At 69.6% G+C, this 23,145-nt stretch carries 19 protein-coding genes and 1 pseudogene; 8 read left to right on the top strand and 12 right to left on the bottom strand.

Annotated elements, in window-relative coordinates; all coding sequences use genetic code 11:
* Positions 1–89 precede the first annotated feature (89 nt).
* From ACWIHT_RS27370 to ACWIHT_RS27345, 6 genes are all read right to left on the bottom strand, one after another.
* Positions 90–929 carry a shikimate dehydrogenase gene (locus ACWIHT_RS27370; RefSeq protein WP_456170904.1) on the bottom strand — a complete coding sequence of 280 codons (840 nt, stop codon included), beginning with the start codon at positions 927–929 and terminating at the stop codon, positions 90–92.
* Positions 910–2,658 (bottom strand): endolytic transglycosylase MltG, encoded by a 1,749-nt coding sequence (mltG, locus tag ACWIHT_RS27365; RefSeq protein ID WP_456170903.1) that lies wholly within the window; start codon positions 2,656–2,658, stop codon positions 910–912. The genes ACWIHT_RS27370 and mltG overlap by 20 nt, the downstream gene beginning before the upstream one ends.
* A 122-nt stretch (positions 2,659–2,780) precedes the next feature.
* Positions 2,781–3,245, bottom strand: coding sequence for a Holliday junction resolvase RuvX (gene ruvX, locus ACWIHT_RS27360; RefSeq protein ID WP_317882253.1), 465 nt, complete (start codon positions 3,243–3,245; stop codon positions 2,781–2,783).
* A gap of 15 nt (positions 3,246–3,260) precedes the next feature.
* A complete protein-coding gene (gene alaS / locus ACWIHT_RS27355; protein ID WP_456170902.1) occupies positions 3,261–5,933 on the bottom strand; it encodes an alanine--tRNA ligase in 2,673 nt (890 codons plus the stop codon).
* Positions 5,933–6,292 carry a hypothetical protein gene (locus ACWIHT_RS27350; RefSeq protein ID WP_262062291.1) on the bottom strand — a complete coding sequence of 120 codons (360 nt, stop codon included), beginning with the start codon at positions 6,290–6,292 and terminating at the stop codon, positions 5,933–5,935. The genes alaS and ACWIHT_RS27350 overlap by 1 nt, the downstream gene beginning before the upstream one ends.
* Positions 6,293–6,299: 7 nt before the next feature.
* A complete protein-coding gene (locus ACWIHT_RS27345) occupies positions 6,300–6,746 on the bottom strand; it encodes a DUF948 domain-containing protein (RefSeq protein WP_063744453.1) in 447 nt (148 codons plus the stop codon).
* A 216-nt stretch (positions 6,747–6,962) separates the two neighbouring features.
* Between ACWIHT_RS27345 and ACWIHT_RS27340 the strand changes: the two genes are divergently transcribed.
* The gene (locus tag ACWIHT_RS27340; RefSeq protein ID WP_456170901.1) at positions 6,963–9,128 is read left to right on the top strand and encodes an ATP-binding protein; all 2,166 of its coding nucleotides are present in this window, start codon (positions 6,963–6,965) and stop codon (positions 9,126–9,128) included.
* A gap of 33 nt (positions 9,129–9,161) precedes the next feature.
* On the opposite strand, the gene rpsD is transcribed toward ACWIHT_RS27340, so the two are convergent.
* From rpsD to ACWIHT_RS27325, 3 genes are all read right to left on the bottom strand, one after another.
* Entirely contained in the window at positions 9,162–9,776 is a 615-nt protein-coding gene (gene rpsD / locus ACWIHT_RS27335) for a 30S ribosomal protein S4 (RefSeq protein WP_019066381.1), read from the bottom strand.
* A 314-nt stretch (positions 9,777–10,090) separates the two neighbouring features.
* Entirely contained in the window at positions 10,091–11,446 is a 1,356-nt protein-coding gene (locus tag ACWIHT_RS27330) for a replication-associated recombination protein A (protein ID WP_456170900.1), read from the bottom strand.
* 47 nt (positions 11,447–11,493) lie between these two features.
* Positions 11,494–12,150 (bottom strand): vitamin K epoxide reductase family protein, encoded by a 657-nt coding sequence (locus ACWIHT_RS27325; RefSeq protein ID WP_456170899.1) that lies wholly within the window; start codon positions 12,148–12,150, stop codon positions 11,494–11,496.
* A 142-nt stretch (positions 12,151–12,292) separates the two neighbouring features.
* Between ACWIHT_RS27325 and ACWIHT_RS27320 the strand changes: the two genes are divergently transcribed.
* The 5 genes and pseudogenes from ACWIHT_RS27320 to ACWIHT_RS27300 form a co-directional block, all read left to right on the top strand.
* Positions 12,293–13,159 (top strand): ABC transporter ATP-binding protein, encoded by an 867-nt coding sequence (locus tag ACWIHT_RS27320; protein WP_456170898.1) that lies wholly within the window; start codon positions 12,293–12,295, stop codon positions 13,157–13,159.
* Positions 13,156–14,001: an ABC transporter permease gene (locus ACWIHT_RS27315; RefSeq protein WP_456170897.1), complete on the top strand. Its 846-nt coding sequence runs from the start codon at positions 13,156–13,158 to the stop codon at positions 13,999–14,001. Before ACWIHT_RS27320 ends, ACWIHT_RS27315 begins: the two co-directional genes overlap by 4 nt.
* Positions 13,998–15,197, top strand: a complete 1,200-nt coding sequence (locus ACWIHT_RS27310; RefSeq protein ID WP_456170896.1) for a sensor histidine kinase — start codon at positions 13,998–14,000, stop codon at positions 15,195–15,197. Before ACWIHT_RS27315 ends, ACWIHT_RS27310 begins: the two co-directional genes overlap by 4 nt.
* On the top strand, positions 15,194–15,817 hold the full coding sequence (locus ACWIHT_RS27305; RefSeq protein ID WP_456170894.1) for a response regulator: 624 nt from the start codon (positions 15,194–15,196) through the stop codon (positions 15,815–15,817). The genes ACWIHT_RS27310 and ACWIHT_RS27305 overlap by 4 nt, the downstream gene beginning before the upstream one ends.
* Positions 15,810–15,992, top strand: a pseudogene (locus ACWIHT_RS27300) (hypothetical protein); the annotation flags it as partial. The gene ACWIHT_RS27305 and the pseudogene ACWIHT_RS27300, both read left to right, overlap by 8 nt.
* Positions 15,993–16,019: 27 nt before the next feature.
* On the opposite strand, the gene hisS reads toward ACWIHT_RS27300, so the two are convergent.
* Both hisS and ACWIHT_RS27290 read right to left on the bottom strand, forming a co-directional pair.
* A complete protein-coding gene (gene hisS / locus ACWIHT_RS27295; RefSeq protein ID WP_456170893.1) occupies positions 16,020–17,282 on the bottom strand; it encodes a histidine--tRNA ligase in 1,263 nt (420 codons plus the stop codon).
* A gap of 12 nt (positions 17,283–17,294) precedes the next feature.
* The gene (locus ACWIHT_RS27290; RefSeq protein WP_456170892.1) at positions 17,295–18,002 is read right to left on the bottom strand and encodes an MBL fold metallo-hydrolase; all 708 of its coding nucleotides are present in this window, start codon (positions 18,000–18,002) and stop codon (positions 17,295–17,297) included.
* Between the two features lie 179 nt (positions 18,003–18,181).
* Between ACWIHT_RS27290 and ACWIHT_RS27285 the strand changes: the two genes are divergently transcribed.
* Positions 18,182–19,003 carry a peptidylprolyl isomerase gene (locus tag ACWIHT_RS27285; protein WP_456170891.1) on the top strand — a complete coding sequence of 274 codons (822 nt, stop codon included), beginning with the start codon at positions 18,182–18,184 and terminating at the stop codon, positions 19,001–19,003.
* A 135-nt stretch (positions 19,004–19,138) separates the two neighbouring features.
* On the top strand, positions 19,139–20,368 hold the full coding sequence (locus tag ACWIHT_RS27280; RefSeq protein WP_456170889.1) for a DUF349 domain-containing protein: 1,230 nt from the start codon (positions 19,139–19,141) through the stop codon (positions 20,366–20,368).
* A gap of 82 nt (positions 20,369–20,450) precedes the next feature.
* On the opposite strand, the gene ACWIHT_RS27275 is transcribed toward ACWIHT_RS27280, so the two are convergent.
* Entirely contained in the window at positions 20,451–22,991 is a 2,541-nt protein-coding gene (locus tag ACWIHT_RS27275) for a RelA/SpoT family protein (RefSeq protein ID WP_456170888.1), read from the bottom strand.
* Between the last annotated feature and the right edge of the window lie 154 nt (positions 22,992–23,145).

Below are 23,145 nucleotides of genomic sequence, written 5' to 3'. Positions count from 1 at the left end.
CCAAGGTCAGCCACCGGGCGGCATCGGTGGAGCCGGCGTCGGCGGCCGGGCGGCACCTTCTCACCGACCTGCGCGGCCCGCTTCCTCTTTCAGCGGTCGGCCAGGGCCTTCTCGCCCGCTCTGCGCATCGCGCCGACGGGGGCCGGCCGGTGGCCGGTCATCTGTTCCACCTGGAGTACGGCCTGGTGGACCAGGAGGTCGAGGCCGCTGACGACCGCGCCGCCGTAGCCGGACCAGCGGGCCGCGAGATCGGTGGGCCAGGGGTCGTAGAGGACGTCGAAGAGGGTGGCGGGGCGTTCCGGTACGGCCGCGGAGAGGGCGTCCGTGGTGCCCGCGGGGGTGGTCGCGAAGACCAGGGGGGCGCGCAGGCCTTCCGCCGCGTCGGCCCAGTCCGCGGTACGGACCTCCACGTCGAGCCGCTCGCCCCACTGGCGCATCTCGGCGGCGCGGGCCTCGCTGCGGACGTAGGCGACGACCTCGCCGGTGCAGATCCGGGAGAGGGCGGCGAGCGCGGAGGAAGCCGTGGCGCCGGCGCCGAGGATCGTGGCCGAATCGACCTGTTCGATGCCGTGTTCGCGCAGTGCGGCGACCATGCCGGGGATGTCGGTGTTGTCGCCGACACTGCGGCCGTCCTCGGTGAACACGACCGTGTTGACCGCGTCCACCGAGGCCGCTGTCTCGCTGATCTCGTCGAGCAGCGGTATGACGGCCCGCTTCAGCGGCATCGTCAGGGACAGCCCCGCCCACTCCGGTCCGAGGTTCCCGAAGAACCCCGGCAGACCGGCCCCGTCGACGTCGAAACGGTCGTACGACCAGCCGTCGAGGCCCAGTTCCCGGTATGCCGCGCGATGGAGCACCGGGGAGAGGGAGTGGGCGATGGGTGAACCGAGCACGGCGGCCCGGCGGGCGTCAGTTGCCCGTTGTGGCATTGAACTTGTCCTTGAGTGACTGGAATTCGGCGTACGTCTTGGCGAATTCGGTCTTGTTCTCGCCGTCGGTCGCCACGAAGTAGATCCAGCCGTCGTGGGTCGGATTCAAAGCCGCCGCCAGAGCCTCGGCACCGGGGTTGTCGATCGGACCGGGCGGCAGGCCCTTCTGGGTGTAGGTGTTGTACGGGTCCTTGTTGCTGTTGATCTCGGACTCGCTGATACGGATGTTGCTCTGGCCCTTCAGGTAATTGAAGGTCGAGTCGAATTGCAGGTACCGGTTGGTCTCGGTGTTCGTGGTCTTGAGCCGGTTGTAGACGACTTCGGCCATCTTCCGGAAGTCCTCGTGCGTCTTTCCCTCGGCCTGGACGAGGCTCGCGACCGTGATGACCTGCAACGGACTGTCCAGCTTGAGCGCCTTGGCCTTCGCGGCGAGGTCGATCGCGTCGTAATTGTCGTTGGCCTGGGCGATCATCTGTTTGAGGACCGCTTCGGGTTTCATGCCCTTGGCGGCGCCATAGGTTCCCGGGTAGAGGAAGCCCTCCAGCGGGTCCTTGATGTTCGAGTTGTCGTTCGCCCAGTCGGGCAGTCCGAGGCTCTTGAATTCCTTCTTGGCGACACCCTTGGTGGTGCCGTCGGAAATCTGGAGTTTCTTGTCGATCGCCGCGTAGACCTGGGAGTTTCGCCAGCCGGGGGCGACGATGAGATTGTCCTGGCTCTTGGGGTCGAGCATCAGCTTGACGGCGGCCGCGGCGGACATTTCCTTCTTCAGCAGAAAGACGCCCGCCTGGATCTTCTTCCCGTCGGGGTTCTGCGACTGGGCGGCGACGAACGCGTCGACGCTCTTGACGACGCCCGCCTCTTTCAGCTTCTGCCCGATGTCCGATCCGAAGGCGCCCTTGGGGATGGTGACGCTGACCGAACCGGTGCCGTCGCCCGCGTAGTCGGGCGCCGAGCCGAAACGGTTCTGGTAGAAGTGCCAGCCGAAATAGCCGACGCCACCGAGGCCGCCGCCGAACACCAGGACGACGACCAGGCAGGCGCAGCCGTTGCGGCGCTTCTTCTCCTTGCCGCCTTTGCCTTTGCCCTTACCGCCTTTGCCGCGTCGGCGACCGTCCTCCGGCTCGTCGTCGGCCTCGTCATCGTCGCCGCCGCCCCCCGCGAAGAACGCGTGTTCACCCTCATCGGGTCCCGGGTCCCAGTCGACCTGCTCCGGTTCGGGTTCAGTGCGGCGCTTGCCGGGCGGCTCCGGCGGCGGGAACGCGTCGGGCGTGCCGTAGAGATCGGGCTGCTGTTCGCCGTAGGCGGCGGCCTGTTGTCCGTACGGGTCGCCGGGGTCGGCGGCGTAGGGGACCTGGGCGTGCGTGCCCATGCCGTCCCAGCCGCCCTGCTGGTACTGCTGCTGCTGACCGGCGTACTGCTGCTGGCTCTGATCGGCGTACTGCTGCTGGTCCGCGTACTGCTGGTGCTGATCGGGGTACTGCTGCTGGTGGCCCTGCTCGTCGTAGACCTGGTACTGCTGCTGCGCCTGACCGTAGTCGGCCTGCTGGCCGTTGCCCCAGTCGCCGTACTGCTGCGGCTGCTGCGGCTGTTCCGGATAGTGCTGCTGCTGGCCGTCGTACGAAGACTGCTGGCCCACGTGGGCCTGCTGGCCTTCCCATCCGATGTCCCCGAACAACGGGTCCTCCGGATGCCACGGTTCGGAGCCTGGGCCCCGGCCATACTCAGTCATCGATCCCCTAGAGCCGCGAGGCGGCGGTCGCGGCGCTTGGGGCTCCGGCTCCCGTCCCGCCTCTTGCTGTGCCATGGCTGTTCGAACACCATCGCATCGCGCGGAACGTTACCGTATCGCGATCAGATGACCACTTCGACGCCCTCGCCGGGTGGTTTACCTGACACCCGTTCGGATTCCAACGCCTGCTGAAGGATGATGACCGCCGCTGCCTGGTCGATGACCGAGCGGCCCTTCTTGGAGGTGACGCCCGAGGCGCGCAGTCCCTGACTGGCCGTCACTGTGGTCATCCGTTCGTCCAACAGTCTGACCGGTACCGGGGCGATGCCCCTGGCCAGTTCCTGGGCGAAGGCCCGGACCTTCACGGCGGCCGGTCCCTCGCCGCCCTTGAGGGAGCGCGGGAGGCCGACGACGACTTCGACCGGTTCGTACTCCTCGACGAGCTGCCCCAGTCGGCGGTGGGCCGCCGGGATGTCGCGGCCGGGGACCGTCTCGACGGGAGTGGCGAGGATCCCGTCGGGGTCGCACGAGGCGACCCCGATGCGGGCGTCCCCGACGTCGAGCGCGAGCCGACGTCCTCTTCTCATATTTTCGACCGCTTCTTACTTCGCCGTGTCGGCGACGAGGCGTTCGACGGCGTCGACGGCCTCGCCGACGGCGGCCGGGTTCTGGCCGCCGCCCTGGGCCACGTCCGGCTTGCCGCCACCGCCGCCGCCGAGGGTCTTGGCGGCGGCGCGCACCAGGTCACCGGCCTTGAGGCCGCGCTCGCGGGCGGCTTCGTTGGTGGCGATGACGGTGAGCGGCTTGCCGTTGTTGACCGTGAACAGGGCTACGACGGCGGCCCGTCCGCCCTGGATCCGGCCGCGCACGTCGAGCACCAGCTTGCGCAGATCGTCCGGCGAGGTGCCGTCCGGGACCTGGCCGGTGACGACGGCGATGCCTTGCACGTCCTTGGCGGACTCGACGAGACCGCCGGCGGCCTGGAGCACCTTCTCCGCGCGGAACTTCTCGATCTCCTTCTCGGCGTCCTTCAGCTTGCCGAGCATCGCGGAGACCTTCTCCGGCAACTCCTCCGGGCGGCCCTTGATCAGCTCCTGGAGCTGGGCGACGACGGTGTGCTCACGGGCGAGGAAGTTGTAGGCGTCGACCCCGACGAGCGCTTCGATACGGCGCACTCCGGAGCCGATCGACGACTCGCCGAGCAGCTTCACCAGGCCGAGCTGGGAGGTGTTGTGGACGTGGGTGCCGCCACACAGCTCCTTGGAGAAGTCGCCGATGGTCACGACCCGGACCCGCTCGCCGTACTTCTCGCCGAACTCGGCGATGGCGCCCTGCTTCTTGGCCTCGTCGAGGCTGAGGATCTCGGCGTGCACGTCCAGGTCGCGGGCGAGCACCTCGTTGATCTTCTGCTCGACGTCGGTCATCACGGCGGTGGGAACCGCGGACGGCGATCCGAAGTCGAAGCGGAAGCGGCCCGGCTGGTTCTCGGAACCGGCCTGCGCGGCTGTCGGGCCGAGGGCGTCGCGCAGCGCCTGGTGGGTGAGGTGGGTGGCCGAGTGGGCGCGGGCGATGGCGGTACGGCGGCGGATGTCGATCGCGGCCTCGGCCTTGGCGCCGACGGTGACCTCGCCGAACTGGACGACGCCCTTGTGGACGTAGACGCCCGGGACCGGCTTCTGGCAGTCGCGGATCTCGATCACGGCACCGGACTCGACCTTGATGCGGCCGGTGTCGCCGATCTGGCCGCCGCCCTCGGCGTAGAAGGGGGTGCGGTCGAGGACGATCTCGACCTCGTCGCCCTCGGTCGCGGCCGGGGAGGAGACGCCGTCGACGAGGATGCCGACGATCGTGGACTCGCCCTGGGTGTCCGAGTAGCCGATGAAGTCGGTCTCGCCGGCCTTGTCCGCGATCTCGCGGTAGGCGCCGACACCGGCGTGGCCGGTCTTCTTCGCCTGCGCGTCGGCCTTGGCCTGGTCGCGCTGCTGCTTCATCAGGCGCCGGAAACCGTCCTCGTCCACGGAAAGGCCCTGTTCGGCGGCCATTTCGAGGGTGAGGTCGATCGGGAAGCCCCAGGTGTCGTGGAGCAGGAACGCCTTGTCGCCGGCGAGGACCTTGCCGCCGCTCCCCTTCGTCTCGGAGATGGCGGTGTCGAGGATGTTGGTGCCGGCCTTCAGCGTCTTGACGAAGGCGGCCTCCTCGGCGAGGGCCACGGTCTCGATCCGCTGCCGGTCGGTGACCAGCTCGGGGTACTGCTGGCCCATCATCGCGATCACGACGTCGATGAGGTCCTTGACGACCAGTCCGGTGGCACCGAGCAGCCGCATGTTGCGGATGGCGCGGCGCATGATGCGGCGCAGGACGTAACCGCGGCCCTCGTTGCCGGGCGTCACGCCGTCGCCGATGAGCATCACGGACGTACGCATGTGGTCGGTGACGACGCGCAGGGAGACGTCGGACTCGTGCGAGTCGCCGTACTCGACACCGGTCAGCTCGGTGGCCTTCTTGATGACGGCCATGGAGGTGTCGATCTCGTACATGTTCTGCACGCCCTGGAGAATCATCGCCAGGCGCTCCAGGCCGAGGCCCGTGTCGATGTTCTTGCTGGGCAGCTCGCCGAGGATCTCGAAGTCCTCCTTGCCGATGCCCTCGCCGCGCTCGTACTGCATGAAGACCAGGTTCCAGATCTCCACGTACCGCTCGTCGTTGACGGCCGGGCCGCCCTCGACGCCGAACTCCGGACCGCGGTCGTAGTTGATCTCGGAGCACGGGCCGCAGGGTCCGGGGACGCCCATCGACCAGTAGTTGTCCTTCTTGCCGAGGCGCTGGATGCGCTCGGACGGGACGCCGATCTTGTCGCGCCAGATCGTCTCGGCCTCGTCGTCGTCGAGGTAGACCGTGATCCACAGCCGCTCGGGGTCGAGACCGTAACCGCCCTTGTCCTGGGGCGAGGTCAGCAGCTCCCAGGCGTAGGTGATGGCGCCTTCCTTGAAGTAGTCGCCGAAGGAGAAGTTGCCGCACATCTGGAAGAACGTGCCGTGCCGGGTGGTCTTGCCGACCTCTTCGATGTCGGGCGTGCGCACGCACTTCTGCACGCTGGTGGCGCGCGGCCACGGCGGCTTGACCTCGCCGAGGAAATACGGCTTGAACGGGACCATGCCGGCGGGGACCAGGAGCAGAGTCGGGTCGTCCGCGATGAGCGACGCCGAGGGGACAACGGTGTGGCCGCGCTCCTCGTAGAAGCTCAGCCAGCGGCGGCGGATTTCAGCCGACTCCATCAGTGGTCCTCATTCCGGTTGTACGAGTACGTCGTCCTGTCGTTGCTTTCGACGGACCTTGGGTTGCTGCGGTTCTCGATGGCGATGTGCTGCCTGGCGGCGGGGAGTTCGGGGTCGACCGGGGCGTTGATCCCCAGCGCGTCACCGAGTTCGGCCTCGCGCTGGGCCATGCCCGCGCGGACGTCGAGCGCGAAGCCCACCGCGCTGTCCTTGAGCCGGTGGCCCGCTTCGAGCGCCTTGTTGGCCGCGACCGCGGCGAGGTGCTCGGGGGTCAGCTGCTTCAGCTTGCGATTGACCTTGGTGGTCGCCCAGACACCGGCGGCCACGCCCGTGCCGAACCAGAACGTACGGCGGAACATCGCTCGGTCAGTCCTTCTTCCGGGTGCGCTTGCCCCGCCGTCCGGCCGGGACGGTACGGCCCACGATCACCGTACGACGGGACGCCCCGGACGGCGCGGGCACGTCCTCGCGGCGGCCGCCCAGGGCCCGGCGGACGCCGTAGCCGAAGGCCGCGACCTTGACGAGGGGGCCGCCGAAGGTGGAGGCGACGGTGGTGGACAGGGCGGAGGCGTTCGACGTGACTTCCTGGACGTCGGTCGCGATCGCGTCGACCCGGTCGATCTGGGTCTGCGCGGAGCGCACCGCCGCGGAGGCGTCCGCCAGCAGCGGCACGGCCTGGTCGGTCACGTCCGCGACCAGCTTGGTGGTCGCCTTGAGCGTCTGGGCCAGCCTCACCAGTGCGACGGCGAGGAACGAGACCAGGATCGCCCAGAAGACGGCCACCAGGATCCCGGCCACCTCTCCACCGGACACCTGACACCCGCTCTCATAAACACTTGTAGATAAAACTGGCCCGAGGCCCGAGCCTATCGGGCCTCGGAGACAGCGCTCCGTAAACATATGTTGATGACTGGCCCCGAGCCTATCGCGCCGGGGATGGCGCTCCGTACCGCATTACCGCCCCGCGCGCGGTGGAGTTGGGCGAAGCGATTGTACGGACTGAATACGGTTCAGTACGCTCCGTGTTCCATGCGAGCTTCCCATGGCGGCGACGCCACCGCGGACGGCAATCTGCCCCTCGAACCCGACCGGTTCGTGGGCCGCTCGGCCGAACTCACCGAGCTGGCACGGGCGCTCGACGCCTCGCGCCTGGTTACGGTGACCGGGCCCGGCGGGGTCGGCAAGTCCCGGCTCGCGGCCCACGCGGCGGCCCGGTCCGCTCCCCCGGACGGCGTGTGGCGGGTGGAGTTGGCGCCGGTGCGCGATCCGGAACTCGTGGACTTCACGATCGTAGAAGCGCTGGGGCTTACGGACCACACGACGCGGCTGCCGCGGGAGGCGCTGCTCGCACATCTGACGAGACGTCAACTCCTGTTGGTGCTGGACGGGTTCGAGCATCTGGTGGAGGTGTGTGCCCCGCTGGTGGCCGAGTTGGTGGGGCGGGTGCCGGGGCTGCGGGTGCTGGCGGTGGGGCGGCGGCCGTTGGAGCTGGCGGGCGAGCGGGTGGTGGCGCTGGCGCCGCTGGGCGAGGGCGAGGCGGTGGAGCTGCTGGCCGAGCGGGCCGCGCAACAGGGGGTCGCCCTCGGGGAACAGGACGCGGACGTACGGGAGTTGTGTCGGCGGCTGGACGGGATTCCGCTCGCCGTGGAGCTGGCGGCGGGGCGGCTGCGGGCCCTGTCGCCCGGGGAGTTGCTGGCGCGGTTCGACGACCGGTTCCGGCTGCTGGCGGGTGGGCGCAGGGACGCGCTGCCCCGGCATCAGACGCTGCGGACGGCGATCGGCTGGAGCCATGAACTGTGCACGCCCGAGGAGCGGTTGCTGTGGGCGCGGCTGTCGGTGTTCGCCGGGCGCTTCGACCTGGAGGCCGCCGAGTACGTCTGCGGCGGCGACGGACTCCCCTCGGACAGCGTCCTCGACGTGCTCTCCGAACTCCTCGCGCAGTCCGTGGTCGTCCGCGAGGAGACGGCGACGGGCCTGCGCTACCGGATGCTCGACACGATCCGGGCCTACGGCGCCGACTGGCTGGAGGCGACCGGGGACGCGGCCCGGCTGCGGCGCAGACACCGCGACTGGTATCTGGGGCTTGCCACTTGGTGCGAGCTGGACTGGTTCTCGCCGCGTCAGGGCGAGGTCGCCGCGCGGGTCGAGGCGGAGCTGCCGAATCTGCGCGGCGCCCTGGAGTACTGCCTGACCGAGCCGGACGAGACGCATCTGGGCCAGTACCTGGCGGGCTCCCTGTGGTTCTACTGGGCGGGCTGCGGGCGGCTCTCGGAGGGCAGGCACTGGCTGGAGCAGGCCGTGCAGCTCGACTCCGACAACGACCAGTCGCGACTGAAGGCCCTGTGGGTGCTCGGCTATGTGGCGATCCTCCAGGGCGACACCGTGCCCGCGCTCGCAGCGCTCCAGGAGTGCCGCGAGGAGGCCGACCACGCGGCGAACCCCACGGCGGTGGCGTACGCCGAACACCGCACCGGCTGCCTGGCGTTGGTCACGGACGACATGCCGCGCGCGGAGACCCTGCTGCGTTCGGCGCTCGACCGCTATCAGCAGATCGGCGAGCTGAACAGCAACGTCCTGATGGGCCAGGTCGAGCTGGCGATGGCGCGGGCCTTCCAGGGCGATCTCGCGGACGCGGTGAAGCTGTGCGAGGACGTGCGGCGGGTGTGCGAGGACCACGGCGAGCGGTGGACCCGTTCTTACGCGCTGTACGTCCTGGCCTACGTCGCCTGGAGCGAGGGCCAGCTCCCGCACGCGCGCGACCTGTTGGCGGACTGCCTGGGCAGTGCGCACGGCTTCCGCGATCTGCTGGGGTCGGTGCTGGCGGTCGAGCTGCTGGCCCTCGTCACGGCGGCGGAGGGCGATGCCGCCGAGGCCGCGCTGTTGCAGGGCGCGGCGGGTGTGATGTGGCCGTCCGTGGGGCTGCCGCTGTTCGGTTCGGCGTACTACAACGCCCCGCACGAGCTGTGCGAGGCGATGGCCCGCGAGCGGCTGGGCGACGGGCCGTACGAGGACCGCGTACGCGAGGGCGCGCGGCTGGGCCGGGAGGCCGCCGTGGCACGGGCGTTGGGGCAACGGCGGCCCCTCGGCGCCGTACCGCTGCCGCGCGGCGGGCCCGTACGGCCCGCGCCGGTCGGCGTGGACATGCGAAAGCCCGCCGCCTCGCCCACCCGGAAGGGCGGGGAGACGGCGGGCTGACGTGGTGCAGGTGGTGCTACGTCCGTGAGGTGATCAGCGGGCGTAGTACTCGACGACGAGCTGCTCGTCGCAGATCACCGGGATCTCCTTGCGGTTCGGCTCGCGGTCCAGGCGGAACGCCAGGGCGCCGAGGTTCACCTGGAGGTAGCGCGGGGTCTCGCCGTCGGGGGCGAAGCCACCGGCGCGGGAGACCTCGAACAGGGTCTTGCTGCGGCTGCGCTCGCGGACCATGACGACGTCGTCCGGCTTGACGCGGAAGGACGGCTTGTCGACCTTCTGGCCGTTGACCTCGATGTGGCCGTGGACGACCATCTGGCGGGCCTGGTAGATCGTGCGGGCGATGCCCGAACGAAGGACCAGCGCGTCGAGACGACGCTCCAGCTCGATGATCAGGGCCTCACCGGTCTTGCCCTGGACCTTGGAGGCACGCTCGTAGGCGCGGACGAGCTGGCGCTCGGACACGTCGTACTGCGCGCGCAGACGCTGCTTCTCCAGCAGACGGACCTTGTAGTCCGAGTTCTGCTTGCGGCCACGACCGTGCTCACCCGGCGGGTAGGGACGGGCCTCGAAGTACTTGACGGCCTTCGGGGTCAGCGCGATGCCGAGGGCACGCGACTTCTTGACCTTGGGGCGGGACTGATTCGCCACGATGTCTCTTTCCTGGTTATCGGCTTGTCAGGGTGGTGAGAGAGGTCGCATCCGCAGCCGGGGAGACCCGTCGGATCCCTTGCGGGACCTGATGGGCAGCCGCTCCCCTGGTCTGGGCACTACGTGCAGCACGCGAGTGGCCCACCGACCGGTCCCGCCGTGCGGCGGATGGTGGTGGGCTGCCCGCGACACCATTCGAACGGTGCGCGACGCTCCTGGAGCCGGTCCGAGAACTGGGTTCTTTGACTGGCTCCGGCTGACCGTCCCGTTCTGACAGCACGGGACACAGCACTGCGAGGGATTCTACAGGCTGCTCAGGACCGCTTACGACCAAGGTGTTTCCTGGTCCACTCCACGGCGTCCGCGTACCGCGCCTCGGCTCCGTGCCGGGTCGGTTCGTAGTACTCGCGGTCCTTCAGCTCCTCCGGGGCGTACCGCTGCTCGGCGATCCCCTCCGGGAGGTCGTGCGGGTAGACGTACCCCTGGGCGTGCCCCAGCTTGGCCGCGCCCTTGTAGTGCCCGTCCCGCAGATGCATGGGCACCGGACCCGCGTGCCCCTTCCTCACGTCCTCCATGGCGGCGCCGATCGCCGTGGTCGCCGCGTTCGACTTGGGGGCCAGGGCGAGGGCGATGGTGGCGTGGCTGAGGGTGAGTGCGGCCTCCGGGAAGCCGATCATCGCTACGGCCTGGGCGGCGGCGACCGCGATCGGGAGGGCGTTGGGGTCGGCGAGGCCGATGTCCTCGCTGGCGGAGATCATCAGGCGGCGGGCGATGAAGCGGGGGTCCTCGCCGGCGTCGATCATGCGGGCGAGGTAGTGCAGGGCCGCGTCGACGTCGGAGCCGCGGATGGACTTGATGAGGGCGCTGGCCACGTCGTAGTGCTGGTCGCCGTCCCGGTCGTAGGTCACGGCCGCGCGGTCGACCGTCTCCTCCAGGGTCTGAAGGGTGATGTCCGGCTCGCCCTTGTCGAGGGCGGCCCCGGCGGCGGCCTCCAGCGCGGTCAGCGCGCGGCGGGCGTCACCGCCGGCGATGCGCAGCAGGTGGTTCTCGCTGTCCTCGGGGAGGGTGATCGCGTCCTTGAGCCCGCGCTCGTCGGACAGGGCCCGGCGCAGCAGGGCGCGCAGGTCGTCGTCCGTGAGGGGTTCGAGGGTGAGGAGCAGGGAGCGGGACAGGAGCGGGGAGATCACCGAGAAGTACGGGTTCTCCGTGGTCGCCGCGATCAGGGTGATCCAGCGGTTCTCGACGGCCGGGAGGAGGGAGTCCTGCTGGGCCTTGCTGAAGCGGTGGATCTCGTCGAGGAAGAGGACGGTCTCCTTGCCGAAGCCCCCGGTGGCGCGGCGCGCGCCGTCGATGACCGCGCGGACCTCCTTGACCCCCGCGGTGATCGCGGACAGCTCCACGAACCGCTTGTCGGTGGCCTTGGAGACGACATAGGCGAGGGTCGTCTTCCCGGTGCCGGGCGGCCCCCAGAGGATCACCGAGGACGCTCCGGCCGGGCCGCCCGCGCCCTCGCCGACCAGTCGGCGCAGGGGCGAGCCGGGCTTCAGCAGGTGCTGCTGGCCCACCACCTCGTCGAGGGTGCGCGGGCGCATCCGTACCGCCAGGGGACTGCTGGACGGGTCCCTCTCCTGGCGTTCTTCGGCTGCGGCGGTGAAAAGGTCGGGCTCCACGTCCAAAACCCTATGTCACGCCACTGACAATCCGGTCGGGGCCGGAGTCACGCCCAGAGCTGCGTGCCCCAGCGGGTCAGGATCAGCATGGCGATGATGCCGACGTGGGTGACCGGGAGGACCCAGGTGAACTCGCCCAGGAAGTTCTTGACCGGGCGGGGGGCCTTCAGGAAGTCGTTGCGGATGTTGAACGAGGTGACGTACCAGAACATCGTGATCGTGGCGACCCAGGCCAGCGAGCACCACAGGCACAGCGCGTTGATCCGGTACAGCGACTGGAACTGGAGCCAGGTGCAGAAGCCCACTCCGAAGAGCGTGCCGAAGTTGAAGGTCAGCCAGTACCAGCGCGGGAACTTGACCCGGGTCAGCAGGCTCATCCCGACGCAGATGACGATGCCGTAGGCGACCAGGCCCATCATCGGGTTCGGGAAGCCGAAGGCGGCGGCCTGCTTGCTCTCCATGACGCTGCCGCAGGACACGATCGGGTTGATGCTGCAACTGGGGGTGAACGTCTTGCCCGCGAGCTTGCCCTCAAGGATCTTGAACTTGTCGATCGTGATGACCCACGCGGCGAGCAGTCCGGCCGCGCCGGTGATCACCAGCAGCACGGCGAAGGCCCGGCTGCTGCCGACCGTGCGCGGCTCCTCCGCCGTGTGCTCCGGCTCGGAGTCGGTGGAGACGTCCTTCACTGTCGTCTTGCTCATCACGCCGATCCGTCACTTGAGAGTTGGACCATCTTCGGGCAGGGCCATTGTGCCGCACGCACGGGCCTGTCCACCGTTCGGTGGACATAAGGAAGTACGCACGGTCGTCCCTGAGCACTCGATTCCGGACGATGCTCATGGCATGACAACACAGGCGAACGAACTCGCAGTGGATGTGCGAGGGCTGCGCAAGCGGTACGGGGACGTGACCGCCGTGGACGGAATCGACCTGGAGATACGCACCGGGGAGGTGTTCGGCCTGCTCGGGCCCAATGGCGCGGGCAAGAGCACCACGGTGGAGATCCTCCAGGGCAATCGCGGCCGGGACGCGGGCGAGGTCCTCGTCCTCGGGTCGGACCCGGCGACGGGCACGCGCGCGTGGCGTTCACGGGTCGGCATCGTCTGGCAGGACGAATCGGCACCCGCGGAGTTGACGGTCGGCGAGACCGTACGGCACTTCGCCCGCTACTACCCGCGTCCGCGCGACCCCGAGGAGGTCATCGGCCTGGTGGGTCTGGAGGCCAAGGCGGACAGCCGGATCAAGGCGCTGTCGGGCGGACAGCGTCGGCGGCTCGACGTGGCCCTCGGAGTGATCGGCGATCCCGAACTCCTGCTCCTGGACGAGCCGACGACCGGTTTCGACCCGGCGGCCCGGCGCCAGTTCTGGGACCTGATCCGCAAGCTGGCCGGCGAGGGCACCACCATCCTCCTGACCACCCACTACCTGGAGGAGGCGGAGAACCTCGCCGACCGCCTCGCCATCGTCGCCAAGGGCCGGGTGGTCGCCGAGGGCGAACCGGCCGCCCTGCGCGAGCGTCACGGCACCGGAGCCACCGTCGAGTGGACCGAGCCCGACGGCACCCCGCGCGCGGAGCACACCGACACTCCTACCAAGGTCGTAGCCGAGCTGACGCACCGCTTCGACGGCGAGATCCCCGGGCTGCTGGTGACGCGCCCCACCCTGGAGGACGTCTACCTCCGCCTGACCGGACAGGAGGACGTGCGATGACCGCGACGGTGGTACGGGTCCGCCCTCAGACCTCCGCGGAACGGCTGCCCGGCGCCTGGGGGCTCGGACTGAAGCGAGGCGTGCTGGAACTCAAACAGTTCTTCCGCCAGCGCGACCAGGTGGTGTTCACCTTCGCCTTCCCGGTCGTCTTCCTCTTCCTCTTCGCGTCGATCTTCAAGGACGACGTCCGGGGCGCGGGCGTCACCGCCTCCCAGCTCTACGTCCCGGCCATGATGGCCGCCGGCATCATGTCGACGAGTTTCCAGTCCCTCGGCATCTCGATCGCGATCGAACGCGACGAGAAGGTGCTGCGCCGCCTGCGCGGCACCCCCATGCCACCGGCCGCGTACTTCCTCGGCAAGATCTGGCTCGTCCTGGTCACGGGCCTGCTGGAGACGGCGATCCTGCTGCTCGTCGGGACCGGTTTCTACGGCGTCGACCTGCCCTCGTCGGCCACCAAGTGGCTGGACTTCGGGTGGATCTTCGTGCTCGGACTGACGGCGTGCGCGCTGCTCGGCATCGCGGTCAGCTCGGTGCCCAAGTCCGGCAAGAGCGCGACCTCCGTGGTCGTACTGCCCTTCCTGGTGCTCCAGTTCATCTCCGGGGTGTACATCTCCATCGACACCATCCCGGACTGGATGCTCAACATCGGCGCCCTGTTCCCGCTGAAGTGGATGTGCCAGGGGCTGCGCGGGGTGTTCCTGCCCTCGTCGGCGCAGGTGCTGGAGCAGGCCGGGAGCTGGGAGTTGGGGAAGGTCGCGCTGGTGCTCGGGGCGTGGTGCGTCGGAGGATTGCTGCTGTGTCTGCTGACCTTCCGGTGGAAGAACCGGCGCGACGGATGACCGTTCCCGCCCCGGTGAAGGGCTCGTACACCTGGGACCGCTCGTTCCGGCTCTGGGACACGTACTTCGCCCTGATCTGGCTGGCCACCCTGGTGTTCGTGCTCGGCACGGACAGGCCGGGGTGGCCGGTGCGTGTCACGGCGGCGGCTCTGCTCCTCCCGCTCGTCCCGCTCTACGTCCTGCTCGGGCGCCCGGTCCTCCAGGGCGATCCGCCCGACGAGCGGCGGGCCGTCGGATACCTCGTGGCACAGATGGCGCTGTTCCTGCCGTCGGCGGTGCTGGTCGGCGAGACCCGGCTGATGTGCTTCGCGCTCGTCCCGCCCTGCTTCATGGTGCTGCGGCTGCGGTGGGCGCTGATCGCGGTGACCGTGATCAACATCGCGCCGGTGATCGGCTGGACGCTGCTGTGGTGGCCCGGCGCCCAGGACGTGTTCTTCAACTCGGTGTTCGCGGTCGTCACCCTGGTCTTCTCGATGGCCCTCGGGACGTGGATCATCCGGGTCATCGAACAGAGCCAGGAGCGCGCCGAGTTGATCGCCGAACTGGACGCGAGCCGCCACGAGGTGTCCCGGCTCTCGTCGGCGCACGGCGCCCTCGCCGAGCGGGAGCGCATGGCCCGCGAGATCCACGACACCCTCGCCCAGGGCTTCACCAGCCTGCTGATGCTGATCCAGGCCGTGGAGGCCGAGTTGCACGACGACCCGGCGCAGGCCCGCCGCCATCTCGCCCTGATGGACGAGACCGCCCGGCAGAACCTCGCCGAGGCCCGCGCCCTGGTCGCCGGCGGCACACCGGCCGACCTCGCCGACGCCTCACTGCCGGACGCCCTGCGCCGGCTCGCCGCGCGCCATGACGCGGCGCTCCAAGTCACCGGCCCGGTAAGGGCGTTGCCCGCCGCGCCCGAAGTGGTCGCGCTGCGCTCCTGCCAGGAGGCCCTTGCCAACGCCCGCAAGCACGCGGGGAGTTCGGCGAAGGTGAGCCTCACGCTGGCGTACGCCGACGAGACGCTGACCGTGTCGGTGCGGGACGACGGGTGCGGTTTCGAGCCGGACGCGGTGTCCGGCGGCTACGGCTTGGCGGGGCTCCGCACCCGGGCGGCCGAGGCGGGCGGGACGGCGCGGGTGCGCAGCGCGCCGGGTGGGGGTACGACGGTGACCGTACAGCTGCCTGTGTCGCCTTTGGGGAGTCTCCGATGATCCGGATCGTGCTGGCCGACGACCATCCCGTCGTACGGGAGGGTCTGCGGGCCATGCTCAGCGCCGAACCGGATCTCGACGTGGTCGCCGACGCGTCCAGCGGGCCGCAGGCCGAGGCGCTGGCGGCCGAACTCCGCCCCGACATCGCGCTGATGGACCTGCGGATGCCGGGCGGCGGAGGCGTCGACTCCATCGTGCGGATGAGCGCGGCCGGGCTGCCCTGCCGGGTGATCGTCCTCACGACGTACGAGACGGACCGGGACATCCTGCGCGCGGTGGAGGCGGGGGCGGCGGGCTATCTGCTGAAGGACCTGCCTCGGGGTGAACTCGCCGACGCCGTACGGGCCGCGGCGCGCGGCGAGACGGTGTTGGCGCCTTCGGTGGCGGCGCGGTTGGTGGACCAGCTGCGGACGAAGCCGGAGCGGCCTCGGCTGTCCGAGCGGGAGACCGCGGTGTTGCGGTTGGTGGCGGAGGGGTGCACCAACGCGGAGATCGGGCGGCGCTTGTACATCGGGGAGTCGACCGTGAAGACGCATCTGCTGCGGGTCTTCGGGAAGTTGGGGGTGGACGACCGGACGGCGGCGGTGACGAGTGCGATGCGGTACGGGTTGCTGGACTAGCGGTTCCTCGCCCCCGCCGCCCCTACCCGTCCCGTCCTTCTGGGGCTCCGCCCCAGACCCCGCTCCTCAAACGCCGGAGGGGCTGGATTTCCAGCCCGTCCGGCGTTTGAGGACGAGGCCGTTCAGGCCGAAGCGGGGGTCTGGGGGCGGCAGCCCCCAAGGACGGGACGGGTAGGGGCGGCGGGGGCGGAAAACCCTCTCCTCAGCCCAGCTTCGACTCAAGCTCCGCCACGATCTCGTTCACCCCGACCGCCGACTGCTCGCCGGACTCCATGTCCTTCAACTGCACGACGCCTTCGGCGAGATCCCGCTCGCCGGCCACGATCGTGTAGCGGGCGCCACTGCGGTTGGCGTTCTTCATGGCGCCCTTGAGGCCCTTGGCGCCGTAGGAGAAGTCGGCCGCGATGCCCAGCTTGCGGAGTTCGGTGACCTTGGTGAAGAGGACCCGGCGGGCCTCCTCGCCGAGCGGGACGGCGAACACGCTCGTGGGCGCGGGGAGTTGGAGTTCGACGCCCTCCGCCTCCAGGGCGAGGACCGTACGGTCGACGCCCAACGCCCAGCCCACGGAGGGCAGCGCGGGGCCGCCGATCATCTCGGAGAGGCCGTCGTAGCGACCGCCGCCGCCCACCGCGGACTGGGAACCCAGACCGTCGTGGACGAACTCGAAGGTGGTGCGGGTGTAGTAGTCGAGGCCGCGGACCAGCTTCGGGTCGTCCTCGAAGGCGACGCCCGCCGCCGTGATCAGCTCGCGGACCTCCTCGTGGTACGCCTTGCACGCGTCGCACAGGTAGTCGCGGAGCAGCGGCGCGTCCGTCAACTGCTTCTGGACGTCCGGGCGTTTGTCGTCGAGGACGCGGAGCGGGTTGATGTCCGCGCGGCGCAGGGTCTCCTCGTCGAGGTCCAGGCCCCGGAGGAAGTTCTGGAGAGCCTCCCGGTAGACCGGACGGCACTCCTTGTCGCCGAGGCTGTTGAGGAGGATGCGGAAGTTCTGGAGGCCCAGGGAGCGGTACGCCTGGTCCGCCAGGATGATCAACTCGGCGTCCAGCGCCGGGTCTTCCGCACCGATCGCCTCGGCACCGACCTGGGAGAAGTGGCGGTAACGGCCCTTCTGGGGGCGCTCGTAGCGGTAGTAGGAGCCCGAGTACCAGAGCTTCACCGGGAGGTTGCCCAGCTTGTGCAGGTTGGCCTCAAGTGCCGCGCGCAGTACGGAGGCCGTGCCCTCGGGGCGCAGGGCGAGCTTGGAGCCGCCCTTGGTCTCGAAGGCGTACATCTCCTTGGTCACGATGTCGGTGGACTCACCGACACCGCGTGCGAAGAGCTCGACGTTCTCGAAGCCGGGCGTCTCGATGTAGCCGTAGCCGGAGTTGCGCAGCGGGGCCGCGATCGCCTCGCGCACGGCGAGGTACTTGGCCGACTCCGGCGGAATCAGGTCGTACGTGCCCTTGGGGGCCTGAAAGGTGCTCACGAAAGTCTCTCGTCACATTCCTCGTCGGGGAGCGTCCGAGCTCCCGAGGCCGGAGGCCACCTCCCGCAGATACGGGTTGGTGGCGCGCTCCTGGCCGATGGTCGTCTGGGGGCCGTGGCCGGACAGCACCACGGTCGAGTCGTCGAGCGGCAGGCACACACGGGCCAGCGAGTCGAGGATCTCGGCGTGGGAGCCGCCGGGCAGGTCGGTGCGTCCGATGGAGCCGGCGAAGAGCAGATCCCCGGAGAAGAACACGGACGGGATCTCCGTGTTCTCGGGCATCCGGAACGTCACCGACCCCTTCGTATGGCCCGGCGCGTGCGCGACCGAGAACTCCAGTCCCGCCAGCTCCAGTCGCGCACCGTCGGTCAGCTCCTTGACCTCGTCGGGCTCCCCCACGGTCAGCTCACCCATCAGCGGCATCCCGATCGAGCGGCCGAGCGCCTTCTCGGGGTCGCTCATCATGAAGCGGTCCTCGGGGTGGATCCAGGCCGGCACGTCGTGCGCGCCGCACACCGGGACGACCGAGGCCACATGGTCGATGTGGCCATGGGTGAGGACGACCGCGACGGGCTTGAGCCGATGCTTCCTGAGCGCTTCCTCGACTCCCTCGGCGGCCTGATGGCCCGGGTCGATGATCACGCACTCCTCACCGGCGGCGGGGGCGACGAGATAACAGTTCGTCCCCCAGGCCCCGGCGGGGAACCCGGCAATGAGCACGATCGTCCTTCGTTGTGTCGATACGGGTGGGGATAAGGATCCCTGCGTCAGTGGTCAGAGCCTACCGGCGCTGCCGAATCCTCAGCGAACCCATATACGGTACGGGGCACACGCAGGCGGTCGGCTCACAAGACGCACGCGTCCCAGTCGACGTACGAGACGCATGAGGAGAGAATCCGGTGGTCACCCAGGAACAGCGGAAGCGGCAGCTCGCGCGGGAGAAGTTCTTGCGGCAGCAGCAGCGGCGCACGGCCGCTCGGCGCAAGGCGCGGGCGCGCAACTCGGTGATCGCGTCGGTGCTCGGCGTGATCGTGATCGGCAGTGTGCTGCTGTACACGACCGGGGTCATGAAGGACGACGACAAGAAGTCCAACGCGAGCGCGGACGTGACGCCCAGCGCCTCGGCGACGAGCAAGGCGCCGGACCCGTGCGCGAAGCCGGCCGCGGGCAAGATCAAGACGGAGACGTGGAAGAAGGAGCCGGCGATCACGATCGACAAGTCGGCGAAGTACACGATGACGCTGGCGACGACCTGCGGCGACATCGGCATCGCGCTGAAGACGTCGGCCGCGCCGCACACGGTGAACTCGTTCGACTTCCTGGCGAACAAGGGCTTCTTCGACCACACGAAGTGCCACCGGCTCACCACCAGCGGCATCTACGTGCTCCAGTGCGGCGACCCGACGGGCGCCGGCAGCGGCGGTCCCGGCTACACGATTCCGGACGAGAACCTGAAGGACACCAGCCTCAAGGGCGGGTCGTACCCGGCGGGCACGGTGGCGATGGCCAACACCGGTCAGAAGCACACCGGCGGCAGCCAGTTCTTCCTCGTGTACAAGGCCAGTCCGCTCCCGGCGAGCTACACCCCGTTCGGTACCATCTCGGCCTCCGGGATGAAGGTTCTGAACAAGATCGCGGCGGCCGGTGAGAGCACGGGGCAGGGCGACGGCGCACCGAACGCGACCGTCGTGATCAACAAGGCGACCGTCACCAAATCCTGACCGTCAACAGCGAAACTTCGGTCGCGCGGGATGCGGACAGGCAACCCGCCGGTCGCCTATGTTGGCCGTGACGAAACTGTGGACGATGCCCGGGGGCACAGAGGCCCTGTGCAGGCATCATGTGGAGGAGGCGCTGTGAGCAGCGACCCGTGGGGACGCGTCGACGAGACGGGGACCGTGTACGTGCGTACGGCCGACGGCGAGCAGGTCGTCGGTTCCTGGCAGGCCGGCTCCCCTGACGAGGCGCTGGCTTACTTCGAACGCAAGTATGAGGGCCTGGTTGTCGAGATCGGCCTCCTCGAAAAGCGCGTGAAGACCACCGACCTGTCGGCGAAGGACGCGCAGGCCGCCGTCGACCATCTGCGCGAGCAGGTCGACGCCCACCACGCGGTCGGCGATCTCGCCGCGCTGCGGGTCCGGCTCGACAAGCTCGTGGAGACCGTCGAGGCGCGCCGCGAGGAGCGCAAGCAGCAGCGCGCCAAGCAGTCCGACGAGGCCCGGCACTCCAAGGAGGCGCTGGTCGTCGAGGCGGAGGAGCTGGCGCAGTCCGACCAGTGGCGGGCCGCCGGTGAGCGGCTGCGCGCCCTGGTGGACACCTGGAAGGGGCTGCCGCGCCTGGACCGCAAGTCGGACGACGAGCTGTGGCACCGCTTCTCGCACGCCCGGTCGGCCTTCTCCAAGCGCCGCAAGGCGCACTTCGCGTCGCTGGACGCGCAGCGCGAGGAGGCCCGCAAGACCAAGGAGAAGCTGGTCGCCGAGGCCGAGGGTCTGTCGGCCTCGACGGACTGGGGTCCCACGGCCGCGCGGTACCGCGAGCTGATGTCCGACTGGAAGGCGGCGGGCCGCGCCCAGCGCGAGCACGAGGACGATCTGTGGAACCGCTTCCGCGGCGCCCAGGACGTCTTCTTCGCCGCCCGCAGCTCGGTCTTCGCCGAGCGGGACGCGGAGCAGACGGAGAACCTGAAGCTCAAGGAGGAGCTCGCCGAGGAGGCCGAGAAGCTGCTGCCGATCGGCGACCTCAAGGCGGCTCGCGCGGCCTTCCGCTCGATCAACGAGCGCTGGGAGGCCATCGGCCATGTGCCGCGTGACTCCCGCCCGAAGGTCGAGGGCCGGATGCACACGGTCGAGCGGGCCCTCCAGGAGTCCGAGGAGACCGAGTGGCGCCGGACGAACCCGGAGGCACGCGCGCGTGCCGAGGGTCTGACCGGCCAGCTCCAGGCCGCGGTGGACAAGCTCAGGGGCCAGATCGATCAGGCGCGGACCCAGGGCAACAACTCCCGCGCCGACAAGCTGGAACGCGAGCTGGAGGGCCGCCAGGCCCTGCTGGACCAGGCGCTGAAGGGCCTCCAGGAGTTCGGCGGCTGACAGCAGCAGTCGTAGGCACGCGTCTCAGGCATCAGGAAGGGGCTCCCGTACTCGCGTACGGGAGCCCCTTCCGCGTCCTGTCCTACGACTTGTTGCGCGCCGACGTCACGCGGTAGACGTCGTAGACGCCCTCCACTCCCCTGACCGCCTTCAGGACGTGGCCCAGGTGCTTGGGGTCGCCCATCTCGAAGGTGAAGCGGGAGGTGGCGACGCGGTCGCGGGAGGTCTGGACGGCCGCGGAGAGGATGTTGACGTGCTGGTCGGACAGGACGCGGGTGACGTCCGAGAGGAGCCGGGAGCGGTCCAGGGCCTCCACCTGGATGGCGACCAGGAAGACCGAGGACTGGGTGGGCGCCCACTCGACTTCCAGGATGCGCTCGGGTTCGCGGGACAGTGACTCCACGTTGACGCAGTCGCTGCGGTGAACCGATACGCCGCTACCCCGGGTGACGAAACCGATGATGGGGTCGCCGGGGACGGGCGTGCAGCAGCGGGCCAGTTTGACCCACACGTCGTCGACGCCCTTGACGACGACACCGGGGTCGGCGTTCGTCCGGCGCTTGCGGCCCCGGCCGGTCGTCGGCGGCACGCTCTCATCGATCTCCTCGGTGGCCGCCTCCTCGCCGCCGAGGGCCTGCACCAGCTTCTGTACGACGTTCTGCGCGGCGACATGGCCCTCGCCGATCGCCGCGTACAGCGAGGAGATGTCCGGGTAGCGCATCTCGTGCGCGAGCGTGACCAGGGAGTCGCCGGTCAGGATGCGCTGGATCGGCAGGTTCTGTTTGCGCATCGCGCGGGCGATGGCGTCCTTGCCCTGCTCGATCGCCTCGTCCCGGCGCTCCTTGGAGAACCAGGCTCTGATCTTGTTGCGGGCGCGCGGCGACTTGACGAAGCCGAGCCAGTCGCGGGAGGGCCCGGCGCCGGGTGCCTTGGAGGTGAAGACCTCGACCAAGTCGCCGTTGTCCAGGGTGGATTCGAGCGGTACGAGTCGCCCGTTGACCCGTGCTCCTATGGTCCGGTGGCCGACCTCGGTGTGCACCGCGTACGAGAAGTCCACCGGGGTGGCGCCCGCGGGCAGCGCTATCACGTCGCCCTTGGGCGTGAAGACGAAGACCTCGTTGCGGGACAGGTCGAAGCGCAGGGACTCCAGGAACTCGCCCGGGTCCTCGGTCTCCTTCTGCCAGTCGAGCAACTGGCGCAGCCACGCCATGTCGTTGAGGTGGTCGTCCTTGCCGGTGGTCCTCGGCTGGTCCGAGCGGACCTTGGAGGTGCCGGCGACGGCCTCCTGCTTGTACTTCCAGTGCGCGGCGATGCCGTACTCGGCCCGGCGGTGCATGTCGAACGTGCGGATCTGGAGCTCAACGGGCTTGCCGTTGGGGCCGATCACGGTCGTGTGCAGCGACTGGTACATGTTGAACTTGGGCATCGCGATGTAGTCCTTGAACCGGCCGGGGACCGGGTTCCATCGCGCGTGCACGGTGCCGAGGGCCGCGTAGCAGTCGCGGACGGTGTCCACGAGGACGCGGATGCCCACCAGGTCGTAGATCTCCGCGAAGTCGCGACCGCGGACGATCATCTTCTGGTAGACGCTGTAGTAGTGCTTCGGGCGGCCGGTGACCGTGGCCTTGATGCGGGCGGCGCGCAGGTCGGTCTGGACCTCGTCGGTCACTATGGCCAGGTACTCGTCACGCTTCGGTGCCCGCTCGGCCACCAGCCGGACGATCTCGTCGTACATCTTGGGGTAGAGGATCGCGAAGGCGAGGTCCTCCAGTTCCCACTTGATGGTGTTCATGCCCAGGCGGTGGGCAAGGGGCGCGTAGATCTCCAGGGTCTCGCGCGCCTTCTTCTCCTGCTTCTCGCGCTTGAGGTAGCGCATGGTGCGCATGTTGTGCAGGCGGTCGGCGAGCTTGATGACCAGGACGCGCGGGTCCTTGGCCATCGCGACGACCATCTTGCGCACGGTCTCGGCCTGCGCGGCCTCGCCGAACTTGACCTTGTCGAGCTTGGTGACGCCGTCGACGAGGAGGGCCACGGAGTCGCCGAAGTCGCGGCGGAGCTGGTCGAGGCCGTACTCGGTGTCCTCGACGGTGTCGTGCAGCAGGCCGGCCATGAGGGTCGCCGGGTCCATGCCCAGCTCGGCGAGGATCGTGGTGACGGCGAGCGGGTGCGTGATGTACGGGTCGCCGCTCTTGCGCTTCTGACCGCGGTGCCAGCGCTCGGCGACCTGGTAGGCGCTCTCGACCTGGCGGAGGGTGGCCGTCTCGATCTTCGGGTCGTTGCTGCGCACTATCCGCAGCAGGGGCTCCAGGACCGGGTTGTACGGGTTGGAGCGCTGCACGCCGAGGCGGGCCAGGCGGGCGCGGACGCGGTTGGAGGAGCCGCCGGAGCGCGCGGCGGGCTGACCGGAGGTGGGGCGGGGCGCGACGGCCGGGGCCGGGCGCTCGGGCTGGTCCGGCTTGGGGCGCGAGGGCTCGGCCGCCTTGTCGGCGGGCGCCGTCTGGGCGTGCTCCGCCGTCCCACGCGGTTCGCTCCGCGCGGGCGTCGCGCTGGGCGCGGGCTCCGCCGCGGGGCCCGGGGTGGGCTCGGGCTTGGCGGCGGTCAGGGGCTGGGCCTCGTCTGCCAAGAGGACTCCTCGTGCGCGATCCGGGTCCCCCGGTCAGGCTCCGGAGTGCCCATGGTAGCGATCCCGGGCTCGGGGATCGCCTTCAGGCCGATGTGAGGGCCGTCTACCGGTGAAACGCGGGGGGCTGCCGCCGGCATTCCGGGAGGCTGCTCTG

The sequence above is a fragment of the Streptomyces sp. NPDC002276 genome (assembly GCF_053891435.1).
The sequence above is the reverse complement of the archived record's forward strand: the minus strand, read 5'-3'. Positions and strand labels throughout refer to the sequence as shown.